Source organism: Agromyces humi (genome assembly GCF_009720255.1).
GTDB classification, from domain to species: Bacteria; Actinomycetota; Actinomycetes; order Actinomycetales; family Microbacteriaceae; genus Agromyces; species Agromyces humi.
In genome coordinates this window covers 1-11,447 of the sequence record NZ_WJSP02000087.1, presented here as the reverse complement: position 1 = coordinate 11,447, position 11,447 = coordinate 1, and the positions used below count along the sequence as shown (strand labels likewise).

Here is an 11,447-nt window from a genome sequence, read left to right as displayed (position 1 = left end):
CAGGGCGGCTGACGTTGCCGGCGAGGTCGCCTTCCTGTCCGCCACCGCGAGATCTTGTAGGCGGCGAGCTCCTCGCCCAGCGCGCCGTCGGTGGGGTCGGTGGTCGGCCGCGTCGAACCAGGCCTTTCCGGTGGCGGCGGTGTACTGCGCGACGCCTTCGTTCGGGACTGGCAGCACCTCACGCGCTCCACCTTGACCTTGTAGGCCTGGGCGTCGGCGACGGCCCTCCATCTCGGCGTCGACGGGCCCCGTCCCAGCTGTCCGTCAAAGACGTGGACGTCACCGCTGGTCACCCAGAGTCGGCGGCTCGGGACCTCGTTCCGAGCCGCCCAGCGGGCGCCGGACAGGTCGCCGTGCACCCGGTCGCCGACGCCGAACTCCGTCACGCCGGCGCCCACGGCGACCACGTCGCCGGCCACGTCCGCACCGAGTACCGGGTGCGGAGGCCGGCGCAGCCCACCGCCCAGCCGAGTGATCAGAGGGCGGCCGCGCAACAGGTCCCAGTCCCACGAGTTCAGGGAGGCGGCTCGCACGCGCACGAGCACCTCGTCCGATCCGGGCTGCGGCGTCGGCAGGTCGACCAGCCGCAGCCGCTCGGGGCCGCCGTACCGCTCGTACCGCACCGCGCGCATGCCGTGAGCCTATCCATCGAGGAGGCCGGAATACGCGCCCGGGCAGCGGGGTTGGCATGGGCGTGAGCGCAATCGAGGTGGACGTCGCCGTCATCGGCGCCGGGCAGGCCGGGCTCTCGGCCGCCTACCACCTGCAGCGTCGGGGCTTCGTGCCGGTCGTGCGCGACGCCCTCGCGGCGCGGACCTTCGTCGTGCTCGACGCCAATCCCGCGCCCGGCGGGGCGTGGCAGCACCGCTGGCCGTCGCTGCGCATGGCGACCGTGAACGGCATCCACGAGCTGCCGGGATTCCCCGTGCCCCCCGCCGACCCCGCGATGGCGAGCCGCGAGGCGCTGCCGCCGTACTTCGCCGAGTACGAGCAGCGCTTCGACCTCGCGGTGCAGCGCCCGGTGCGGGTGACGGCGGTGCGCCGCGGCGACGACGACCCGCACGGGCGCCTGCTCGTCGAGACCGACCGGGGCGACTGGGCCGCGCGTCACGTCATCAATGCGACCGGCACCTGGACCCGCCCGTTCCGGCCCTTCTACCCGGGGCTCGATCGATTCCGCGGCCGCCAGCTGCACGTGGCCGACTACGTCTCAGCCGAGGAGTTCGCCGGTCAGCGCGTGATCATCGTCGGCGCCGGCGTCTCGGCGGTGCAGCTGCTCGAGGAGATCTCGCACGTCGCGGAGACCGTGTGGATGACGCGCCGCGAACCGCAGTGGGTCGAGGACGACTTCGACCTCGCCGCCCGCAGCGCCGCCATCGCCGGAGTCGAGGCCCGGGTGCGCCAGGGCCTGCCGCCCGGCAGCGTGATCGCGGTCACCGGCATGCACTGGACGCCCTGGGCGCGGGCCGCCGAGGCGCGCGGCGTGCTCGTGCGGCATCCGATGTTCGCCGCCGCCGAGGAGCACGGCGTGCGCATGCCCGACGGCTCCTTCATCGCCGCCGACGTCATCCTCTGGGCGACCGGCTTCCGCCCGGCCCTCGACCACCTCGCGCCGCTGAAGCTGCGCACGCCCGACGGCGGCTTCCGCGTGGCGGACACCCGATCGCTCGACGAACCGCGCCTGTTCCTGATCGGCTACGGGCCCTCGCAGTCGACCGTCGGCGCCAATCGCGCGGGACGCGCTGCGGTGCAGCAGATCGTCGCGGAGCATCCGAGGGGCGACGATCGCTCCAGCCCGTCGCGCGCCATCGCCGAGGCGTCCGCCGCGTAGCGGAGCCGCGTCGTTGCCGCAGTGTCGAGCGCGGGGCAGACTGGCGCCATGGGGTTCGTGATGAAGCGCGTGTACGAGCCGGCCGCGGCATCCGACGGCTACCGCGTGCTCGTCGACCGGCTCTGGCCCCGCGGAGTGAAGAAGGAGCGCGCGGAGCTCGACGAGTGGGCGAAGGACGCCGCCCCCTCCCCCGAGCTGCGCGCGGACTGGCACCACCATCGCGAGCGGTTCGACGAGTTCGCCGCCCGCTACCGCGAAGAGCTCGACGGCGCCCCGGGCGCGCAGGCGCTGCTCGAGGCCGGCCGCACGCACGACCGGGTCACGCTGCTCTACGCCGCGCGCGACGAACAGGTCAACCACGTCGCCGTGCTGCTGGGATGGCTCGCCGACCACGGGGCATCCGTCGAGACCTGAACCGAGCGGATGCCGCGGATCGATCGCCCCCGCAGCGGCATCCGCCCGCCCGGGTCCGGGAGCCCTTGCGACCCCCCGACCGCCGGCGTAGCGTGCGATCACAACCCGAAGGTGAGGTTTCATCATGCTCACGAAGACGCGCGCCCGGATCGTCGCGCTGACACTCTCGGCCGCCGCGCTCACGCTCGCGGGTGCGGGCGCAGCCCAGGCCGCACCCGCCATCCCGCTGACCGGCGGCCAGGAGTCGCCGAAGCCGACCGCCTTCGGCGCCCACGGCTCGTTCACCTATGAGATCGACGGCACGCAGTTCTGCTACACGCTCGAGGTGAGCGGCCTGTCCGCGCCGGCCACCGCCGCCCACGTCCACGTCGGGGAGCGCAATGCTCCCGGCGGCGTGGTGATCCCGCTCGTCGTGCCGATGTCGACCGACTTCGACGTCTCGGCCTGCACCACCGCGTCGACCGGCCTGCTCGCGGCGATCGAGGCGGACCCGAGTGCGTACTACGTCAACGTCCACAACGCCGACAACCCGGGTGGAGAGATCCGCGGACAGCTGAAGTAGCCGACGGTTGGCCGCCGTCGAACGACCCACCCACCGCGACGCGGGCAACCCACCGCCGGCGCTCACCGCCCTCGTGCTCGCGCTGCTCGCGGTCGTGCTCGCCGTGTCCGCGGTGGCGGCGATCGTCGACACCTCCGCCCGCGCCGCCGCGTCATACACGCCGATCGAGGCGAAGGTCGTCGGCGAGCACGCCGAGGATCGACTGGTCGCCGACCGACGGGGCAGCAGCAGCGAGCCGTTCCGCGTCGTGAGCGTGGAGCTGCCCGGCGGGGTTCGCGCCGACGTGCGCAGCGACGATCTCGCCGTCGGCGCCACCGCGACCGTCTACCTCGGCGATTCCGGTGCGGTGTTCACGTGCCGGTCACTTCCCATCGTCGCGTTCGACCGCGGCCAGGCGCGCATCCTGCGCAACGACCGTGTTCACGAACGAGCGCATCGCGTCACCACCGGCGACGATGCCGGCGCGTCGGTGAGGAGCACGAGTGCGAGCAACCCCGCGACATCCGGATCGGACGGCAGCAGCGCACGCAGCATGCGGGCCAGCTCGACGCCGCGCTCGGCGAGGTCGACTCTCGTGAGATCTGCGCCCGACGGCGCGGAGTGCCCCGTCGTGAAGACGAGCTGCACGACGGCGAGCACCTGCTCGAGCCGCGCCGGCAGCTCGTCGCCCTCGGGCACCCGGTAGGGGATGTTCGCCACCTGGATCTTGCGCTTGGCCCGCGTGATGCGGGCGGCCATCGTCGCCTCCTGCACGAGGAAGGCCCGTGCGATCTCGGGGGTGGAGAGGCCGCACACCAGGCGGAGCGTCAGCGCGACCTGCGCCTCGGGGGCGAGCGCGGGGTGGCAGCAGGTGAAGATGAGCCGCAGCCGCTCGTCGGGGATACCCTCCATCGCCTCGACCTGCTCGTCGATCGGCTCGGGCTCGGGGTCCACCAGCTTGGGCAGCGCTCGCCGGGCCGTCGCCTCCCGACGGTGCACGTCCAGGGCACGGCGCCGTGCCGTCACTGTGAGCCACGCGGCCGGATTGGCCGGGATGCCGCGGGCCGGCCACGTGGCCAGGGCGCTGGCGTAGGCGTCCTGCACGGCCTCCTCGGCCGAGTCGATGTCGCCGGCGACGCGGACGGTGGCCGCCAGCACGAAGCCCCACTCGAGGTGCGCCTGCTCCAGCGCGAGTGCGACATCGGCGCGGGCGGCCTCCGGCATCAGCTCACGACCCGCACGGGCCGCACCTCGACGCCGATGCCCGCGGGCACCTCCCTGGCGATGGCGAGCGCCTCGTCGAGGTCGGCCGCCTCGATGAGGAATGTGCCGCCGAGCGCCTCCTTCGACTCGGCGAAGGGGCCGTCGGTCACGATCGACTCGCCCGACTCGTCGCGGCGGATGGAGGTCGCCGTCGCCGGGTTCTCGAGGGCGACCCCGCCGCGGAGCGCCCCCGCGTGCTTCTCCATGAACGCGCGGTAGTTGGCGCTCACCGAGTCGCCGGACGGCTGTGCGGCCGCCTCGTCCTGGAAGATCAGGATCAGGTACTTGGACATGTCGTCATCCTCTCGCTCCGGCGCGCGATTCGCGCCGTCACCATACCGACGCGGTCGACCGGCCGGAATCGACAGGTCGAGAAGACGGGTGAACGAAGACCGCGTCGAGAAGACGGGTGAATGAAGACCACCTCGACGAGGATGCAGCGTCGCCGCTACGCTCGTGCCCCATGACCGCCCCGACCAGCCCCGACGTCGAGGCGCCCCGCGCTCCCGCCGCCGCCGCGGCATCCGCCGACCCCTGCCGCCCGCCGAACCTTCCGCTGCGCGAGCGGCCGTTCGACTGGTTCTTCCTCGTCGTGTTCTCGCTGTTCGCGGTGACGAGCATGATCAGCGACATGGTGCCGACGCTCGGCATCGACTTCTCGAAGCCGTCCCCGAACTTCCTCGTGAACGCGAACTGGTGGTACGCGCACGACACCGACCCGCTGTTCATGCACCCGCCGGTGTGGATGCGCTTCGTCACGGGACTCTCGGCGTTCGTGTACCCGGTGTTCTACGTGCTGCTCGTGATCTCGATCGTGAAGGGCTGGAACTGGATCCAGTTGCCGAGCGTCATCTACGCGACGATGATCGCGTCGATCACGGGCATCATCGTCTTCGGCGTGGAGTTCTTCGGCGAGCCCGAGTGGATCACGCCCGACCCCGTGAAGTTCCTCGCCTTCAACCTGCCGTACGTGCTCATCCCGATCCTCCTGCTCGTGCGCATGCGGAAGCCGCTGCCGTTCGCCAGGAAGTTCTGACGGGCGCGCGCGGCGCGCGACGCCCGGGTTAGGCTCGCTCGCATGACCGACGAGACCCCGGCGATCGATCCCGATGTTCCGCCCTCCGGCGAGGGCTGCGCCGAGTGCGTCGCGGCGGGCGGCTGGTGGTTGCACCTGCGGCGCTGCGCGCAGTGCGGGCACGTCGGATGCTGCGACAGCTCGCCCGAGCAGCACGCCTCCCGGCACGCGCGCGAGGAGGGGCATCCGATCGCCCAGTCGTTCGAGCCGGGCGAGGACTGGTTCTGGGACTACGCCGCCGCCCGTTCCGTCGATGGTCCGAAGCTCGCCGCGCCCGACAGCCGGCCGACGGCGCAGGGTGCCCCGGCGCCCCGCGACCGGGTTCCCGACGACTGGCGTTCGCGGCTGCACCCGCTGGCACCGAGCTAGCGCGCATGCAGACCAGTGAGACGGTCGTCGCCGAGCTGCACCGGATGCTCCGCGCCGACCAGGTGCTGACGGATGCCGCGTCCCTCGACGCCTACGCGCACGACGACGCCGAGTGGGCGCCGTACGAGCGGCCCCTCGCCGTGGTGCTCGCCGAGCACGAGGACGACGTGTCGGCCGTGGTGCGCCTCGCCGCGGCATCCGATGTGCACATCGTGCCGCGTGGTGCGGGCACGGGCCTCTCTGGCGGCGCGAACGCCATGGCGCGCAGCATCGTGCTCTCGCTCGAGCGGATGACGCGCATCGTCGAGGTGAACGTCGCCGAGCGCTACGTGGTCGCGGAGGCCGGCGTGATCAACGACACGCTGCGCGAGGCGGTGGCGGCGCACGGGCTCTGGTACCCGCCCGACCCGGCGAGCTACCGCATCTCGACGATCGGCGGCAACGTCGCGACGAACGCGGGCGGCATCTGCTGCGTGAAGTACGGCGTGACGCGCGACTACGTGCTGGGCCTGCGGGTCGTGCTCGCCGACGGCGACGTGGTCGACCTCGGACGGCGCACCGCGAAGGGGGTCACGGGCTACGACCTCACCGCGCTCATGGTCGGCTCCGAGGGCACCCTCGGCATCGTCACGCGGGTCACGCTGCAGTTGCTGCCGATCGGCGGCCGCGAGGAGCGCGCCATCGTCGGCTCGTTCGGTGCGCTCCGCGAGGCGGGTGTCGCCGTGGCCGAGATCACCGCGGCCGGCATCGTCCCGGCGGCGCTCGAGCTCATCGACCGCACGTGCGTCGAGGCCGTCGACGCGTGGCAGTCGCTGGGCCTCCCGCACGGCGTCGACACGATGCTGCTCGCCAAGGTCGACGAGGTCGGCGCGGTGGGCGACGCGCTCGCGGCATCCGTGGCCCGAATCATGGCGGATGCCGGTGCCGTCGGCGTCGAGCGGGCGGCCGACGCCGCAGAGATCGACCGCCTGTTCCTCGCGCGCCGGCTCGCCTACCCGGCGCTCGAGCGCCTCGGACCGGTGCTCACCGAGGACATCTGCGTGCCGCGCGGTGCGGTGCCCGAGATGCTGTCGCGGATCCAGGCGACCGCGGCCGCGCACGACGTGGTGATCGCGAACATCGCGCACGCGGGGGACGGCAACCTGCACCCGCTGATCATCGCGCCCGAAGGGGACGACGCGGCCAAGGCCCGGGCGAAGCTGGCGTTCGACCGCATCGTCGACGACTGCCGCGAGCTCGGCGGCACGGTGACCGGTGAGCACGGCGTGGGCCTGCTGAAGCTCCCGGGTGCCGCGGAGGAGCTCGGGCCGCGCGTGATCGCCCTGCACGCCGCGATCAAGCACGCGCTCGATCCGCTCGGCACGCTGAACCCCGGCAAGGCGTTCCCGGCGTAGCGGGGTCGCGCACCTGTCGCACGCGCGGCGCCGGGGTCTAGGGTCGGGTCCATGACGAACGCGCCGCCCCGCGTGCCCTGGTTCGCCGCGTGGTGGCGCCGCGTCCGCTCGGTGTTCCGCCGGGAGACGCTCGGCAAGGACGCGCTCGCCGGCACCATCCTCGGCATCGAGAGCGTGCCCGACGGGCTGGCCATCGGGCTGCTCGCGGGGGTCAACCCGGTCGCCGGCATCTACGCGTTCCTGTTCGGCATGGCCGGCGCCGCGGTGCTCACGAGCAGCACCTTCATGGCCGTGCAGGCCACGGGTGCGATGGCGCTCATCGTGTCGGACACCGACCTCGGCGCGCTGCCCGACCCCGATCGCGGCCTGTTCACGCTCGCCATGCTCACGGGCGTGTTCATGGTCGTCGCGGGCGTGCTGAAAGGCGGGCGGATGCTGCGCTTCGTGCCGACCGCGGTCATGACCGGCTTCGTGACCGCCGTAGGCGTGAACATCGTGCTCGGCCAGCTGACGAACCTCACGGGGTACGCCGGGCGCGGCCCGAACCGCGTGGTCCGGGCCATCGACACGCTGGCGAACGTCTGGCTGATCGACCTGCCCACGCTCACGGTCGGGCTCGTCACGATCGCCCTCATCGTGGTGCTCACCCGTACGCCGCTGCGGTCGCTGGGGCTGGTCGTCGCGATCGCCGCAGGGTCGGCGCTCGCCGCCCTCTTCACCTCGGTCTTCGGCTGGGACGTGCTGGTCGTCGGCGACGTGGCCGACGTGCCGACCGGGCTCCCGGCGCCCGTGCTGCCGACCTTCGGCGACCTGGCGTACCTGACGCTGCCGGCCCTGTCGCTCGCGTTCGTCGGACTCGTGCAGGGCGCGGCCGTGGCGGGCGCCGTGCCCAACGACGACGGCAAGCCGGCCGACGCATCCCGCAACTTCATCGCGCAGGGGCTCGGCAGCATCGTGGCCGGCGTGTTCCGGGGCATGCCGGTCGGCGGCTCGATGTCGGCGTCGTCGCTCGTGCGGGCGGCCGGCGCGCGCACCCGCCTGGCGCTCTTCATCGCCGCCATCGTGATGACGCTCGTGATCTTCGTCGCGTCGGGCGTCGTCTCGCTCGTCGCGATGCCCGCCCTGGCCGGCCTGCTGATGGTCGTGGGCGCGGGAGCGATCAAGCCGGCTCGCATCATCTCGGTGATGAAGACCGGAGCGCTGCAGACGGCGATCATGGCGGTCACCTTCGTGCTGACCCTCCTCATCCCGCTGCAGTTCGCTGTGCTCGTGGGCGTCGGCCTCGGCATCATCCTGTTCGTCGCCCAGCAGTCGAACCGGCTCCGGGTGCGCCAGCTCGAGTTCCACGACGACGGCCGCATGCGCGAGATCGACCCGGTGGCCACCGTTCCGCCGCACGAGGTCGTCGTGCTGCAGCCGTACGGCAGCCTGTTCTACGCGAGCGCTCCGGTGTTCGAGGCGCAGCTGCCCGCGGTCGCCGACGATTCGGTCGGCTCGGCGGTCATCATGCGCCTGCGGGGCATCGACGAGCTCGGCCTGTCGTCGGTGGCCGTGCTCGAGCGCTACCTCACCGACCTCGAGGCGCACGACTCCTCGCTGTGGCTGGTGGTGCCGAGCGACCGCGTGCGCGAACTGCTCGCCGCTGGCGGTCTCCTCGACCGGCTCGGCGCCGACCGCGTCTACACGAGCTCGGAGTGGATCGGGGAGGCCGTGCACCGCGCCCACCACGATGCACGCGAGTGGGTGCGCCAGCGGCAGTGAGCCCGGCGCGGCGGTGCGCTCGACCGCCCGCCCTCAGCGCCGCAGGTAGCCGAGCAGCGCGTCGTTGAACTTCTGCGGCTGCTCGATGTTGGCCGCGTGGCCGTCACGCTCGATGACGACCGAGGTGGCCGCCGGGTTCAGGGCAGCGGATGCCGCGGCGTGCTCGGCCCGCCAGAACTCGCTCTCGGCGCCGGCGACGAAGAACGCGGGGCGGTCGAGTCCGGCGATCACCTCGCGCCAGTCGCGCGTGGCGTGGTCGTGCAGCAGTTCGAGCTCGGCGGCGGTGAACGTGGGCTTGCCGCCCTTCGGAAGCTCCATCGCCTTCAGCACGCGCGCGATGCGCACCAGCCCCTTCGACTTCGCCGGATGGCGGCCGGGGTCGGGAATCCCGTCGGCGAAGAACGTGTCGGCGTTCGCCTCGTCGTAGTCGTAGAAGCCATAGGCCCAGTCGGCGGCGTTCAGCATCTTCGGCGTCTGGTCGACGATGACGATGTCCCGGATGCCGCTCGCTCCGAACTGCTGCACGAGCGCCCAGATCGCGTTGCCGCCCATCGACTGGCCGACGAGGGTGACGTCGTCGAGCTCGAGCGCCGTGAGCAGGTCGTGGATGTCGGCGCCATGCCGATCCATGGTGTGGTCGCCCGCACCGATGCCCGAGGCGCCGTGGCCGCGCCGGTCGAGGGCGATCACCCGGTGGCCGGCGCGGGCGAGGGGCTTGAGCTGGTAGCGCCAGCTCGCCGCCGATGCCTTGAACCCGGCGATGAGCACGACGGGCCTCGCCGCCGCGTCACCCGCCTCGAGGTAGTTGAGCGAGACACCGTCGGAACTCGTGATGGTGGGCAACGGCGCCTCGTTCCTCGTCGGCTCCCCGGAGCATCCGGAGATGGTCCAGTCTCGCCGCGCCTGCCCCTTCGGGCAAGCCGACGTTCAGCGCTGGCGCGCCGCGGCCCGGTCGTCGAGCAGGAACTTCGCCGCGAGCCAGCCGAGCACGGCCGTGGTGAGCCAGACGACCACGGCGGCGAGGATCCACGCGCCGACCCCGTCGAAGCTGAGGCCGTCGGTGATCATGGTGGCGATCCAGAGCGCGATGAACGTCGACAGCAGCCCGGCGATGCCCGCGACCGTCGGTGCCGACCGGTGGAAGACCTTCGCGACCAGCCACTCGATGAGCCACTGGACGAGGGCGAACACGATGATCGCCACGAGGAATCCGGCCAGGTGCACGTGGAATCCGGGGATGAGCAGCGCAGCGAGGACGAGCCCGAGGGCCGCGGTACCCAGGAACACCGCGGCACGAATGAGGAAGCGCACCATGTGCGGAGGCTATCGGCGGCGTCCGACCGGGTCAACGCGCCGCGCCACGCGTGCCAGTCGCGGTCCAGCGCCGTCACGCGCCCCGCCCCGCGCATCCGCCCTTGGCACGCGCCCGGCACCGGAGCAAGATGATCGGGTGGGACTTCAGCAGGGGGACTCGTGACCAGCGCCACGCGGCCGACGCGCACGCCGACGCCGCGCAGCGTGCAGGCGGTGTACTACACGCTCACGCTCGGGAACACCCTCGCGGCGTCGTTCATCTGGGGCATCAACACCCTGTTCCTGCTCGATGCCGGCCTCACCAACCTCGAGGCGTTCGCGGCGAACGCGTTCTTCAGCGCCGGCATGTTCCTCTTCGAGATCCCGACCGGCGTCGTCGCCGACACGCTCGGCCGTCGCGCCTCCTACCTGCTCGGCACGGTGACGCTCGCCGTGACGACGGTGCTCTACTGGCTCCTGTGGGTGTGGGAGTCGCCGTTCTGGGCCTGGGCGGTGGTCTCGATCCTGCTGGGTCTCGGGTTCACGTTCTTCTCGGGCGCGGTCGATGCCTGGCTCGTCGACGCGCTCCGCGCCACCGAGTACCGCGGCAGCCTCGAGACGGTCTTCGGCAGGGCGATGATCGTCGGCGGCGCGGCGATGCTCGCGGGGTCGGTGCTCGGCGGCGTGATCGCGCAGCTCACGAACCTCGGCGTGCCGTTCCTCATCCGCGGCGCCGTGCTCGCCGTGATGTTCGTGGTGGCTGCGCTCACCATGCGCGATCTCGGGTTCACGCCCGAGCGGGGTGAGGGGCCGATCAAGGCGACCGGCACGGTGCTCCGCGCCTCGGTGAAGTACGGGCTGGGCAACCCGCCCGTGCGCTGGCTGATGCTCGCCACGCCGTTCACGGCGGGTGTCGGCATCTACGTGTTCTATGCCCTGCAGCCGTACCTGCTCGAACTCTGGGGCGACGAGGGCGCCTACTCGATCGCCGGCCTCGCGGCGGCCATCCTGTCGGGCGCCGGCATCGTCGGCGGGCTGATCGCGCCGTTCGTCCGGCGACTGTTCCACAAGCGCACTTCCGCGATCCTCCTCGCCACGGTATCGAGCGCGGTCGTGCTCATCGCGCTCTCGTTCACGAACAACTTCTGGGTCGCCATCGTGCTCCTCGCGGTGTGGGGCATCGCGTCGTCGGTCGACGATCCGGTGCACCGGGCCTACCTCAACGACATGATCCCGTCGAAGCAGCGGGCCACCGTGCTCTCGTTCGACTCGCTGCTCGGCAGCGCCGGCGGCGCGGTGTTCCAGCCGATCCTCGGCCGCTCGGCCGACCTCTCCGGCTACGCGGGGTCGATGCTCTGGAGCGGTCTCATCACGGCGGTGGCCGCGCCGTTCGTGCTGCTCAGCCGGGCGCAGCATCCGACCGCCGACACGGTCGTGGAGGTGACGTCGGCCCCGCCCGCGGGCGACGAGCCGGCGACGGATGCCGCGACGCCGACCCCCTGACCC

13 protein-coding genes are annotated in these 11,447 nt (G+C 72.3%); 8 read left to right on the top strand and 5 right to left on the bottom strand.

Features of this window, described 5'->3' with window-relative positions:
* Positions 1-632, bottom strand: a 632-nt coding sequence (locus tag GH736_RS09655) for an alcohol dehydrogenase catalytic domain-containing protein (protein WP_159602595.1), incomplete at its 3' end; no start/stop codon positions are given.
* Between the two features lie 56 nt (positions 633-688).
* Between GH736_RS09655 and GH736_RS09650 the strand changes: the two genes are divergently transcribed.
* From GH736_RS09650 to GH736_RS09640, 3 genes are all read left to right on the top strand, one after another.
* Positions 689-1,831 carry an NAD(P)-binding domain-containing protein gene (locus tag GH736_RS09650; protein WP_159602592.1) on the top strand — a complete coding sequence of 381 codons (1,143 nt, stop codon included), beginning with the start codon at positions 689-691 and terminating at the stop codon, positions 1,829-1,831.
* Between the two features lie 48 nt (positions 1,832-1,879).
* Positions 1,880-2,245, top strand: a complete 366-nt coding sequence (locus GH736_RS09645) for a DUF488 domain-containing protein (protein ID WP_159602589.1) — start codon at positions 1,880-1,882, stop codon at positions 2,243-2,245.
* 124 nt (positions 2,246-2,369) lie between these two features.
* Entirely contained in the window at positions 2,370-2,807 is a 438-nt protein-coding gene (locus GH736_RS09640) for a CHRD domain-containing protein (protein ID WP_159602586.1), read from the top strand.
* A gap of 420 nt (positions 2,808-3,227) precedes the next feature.
* Here the strand turns inward: GH736_RS09640 and GH736_RS09635 are convergent, their stop codons facing one another.
* Together GH736_RS09635 and GH736_RS09630 are read right to left on the bottom strand one after the other, a co-directional pair.
* Positions 3,228-4,010, bottom strand: a complete 783-nt coding sequence (locus GH736_RS09635) for an RNA polymerase sigma factor (protein WP_159602583.1) — start codon at positions 4,008-4,010, stop codon at positions 3,228-3,230.
* Positions 4,010-4,342 carry a YciI family protein gene (locus GH736_RS09630; RefSeq protein ID WP_159602580.1) on the bottom strand — a complete coding sequence of 111 codons (333 nt, stop codon included), beginning with the start codon at positions 4,340-4,342 and terminating at the stop codon, positions 4,010-4,012. The genes GH736_RS09635 and GH736_RS09630 overlap by 1 nt, the downstream gene beginning before the upstream one ends.
* A gap of 170 nt (positions 4,343-4,512) precedes the next feature.
* Between GH736_RS09630 and GH736_RS09625 the strand changes: the two genes are divergently transcribed.
* From GH736_RS09625 to GH736_RS09610, 4 genes are read left to right on the top strand one after another with little or no spacing between them, the layout of a single operon-like run.
* The gene (locus tag GH736_RS09625; RefSeq protein WP_159602577.1) at positions 4,513-5,085 is read left to right on the top strand and encodes an EXPERA domain-containing protein; all 573 of its coding nucleotides are present in this window, start codon (positions 4,513-4,515) and stop codon (positions 5,083-5,085) included.
* Between the two features lie 42 nt (positions 5,086-5,127).
* Positions 5,128-5,493, top strand: coding sequence for a UBP-type zinc finger domain-containing protein (locus GH736_RS09620; protein WP_159602574.1), 366 nt, complete (start codon positions 5,128-5,130; stop codon positions 5,491-5,493).
* A gap of 5 nt (positions 5,494-5,498) precedes the next feature.
* Positions 5,499-6,887 (top strand): FAD-binding oxidoreductase, encoded by a 1,389-nt coding sequence (locus GH736_RS09615; RefSeq protein ID WP_159602571.1) that lies wholly within the window; start codon positions 5,499-5,501, stop codon positions 6,885-6,887.
* Positions 6,888-6,938: 51 nt separating this feature from the next.
* Positions 6,939-8,648, top strand: coding sequence for a SulP family inorganic anion transporter (locus GH736_RS09610; protein WP_159602568.1), 1,710 nt, complete (start codon positions 6,939-6,941; stop codon positions 8,646-8,648).
* Between the two features lie 33 nt (positions 8,649-8,681).
* Here GH736_RS09610 and GH736_RS09605 read toward each other — a convergent pair whose 3' ends face one another.
* Together GH736_RS09605 and GH736_RS09600 are read right to left on the bottom strand one after the other, a co-directional pair.
* Complete coding sequence (locus GH736_RS09605; RefSeq protein ID WP_159602565.1) at positions 8,682-9,491, bottom strand: alpha/beta fold hydrolase; 810 nt, start codon at positions 9,489-9,491, stop codon at positions 8,682-8,684.
* An 84-nt stretch (positions 9,492-9,575) separates the two neighbouring features.
* The gene (locus GH736_RS09600; protein ID WP_159602562.1) at positions 9,576-9,962 is read right to left on the bottom strand and encodes a phage holin family protein; all 387 of its coding nucleotides are present in this window, start codon (positions 9,960-9,962) and stop codon (positions 9,576-9,578) included.
* 159 nt (positions 9,963-10,121) lie between these two features.
* Between GH736_RS09600 and GH736_RS09595 the strand changes: the two genes are divergently transcribed.
* A complete protein-coding gene (locus tag GH736_RS09595; protein WP_235933941.1) occupies positions 10,122-11,444 on the top strand; it encodes an MFS transporter in 1,323 nt (440 codons plus the stop codon).
* Positions 11,445-11,447: the final 3 nt, after the last annotated feature.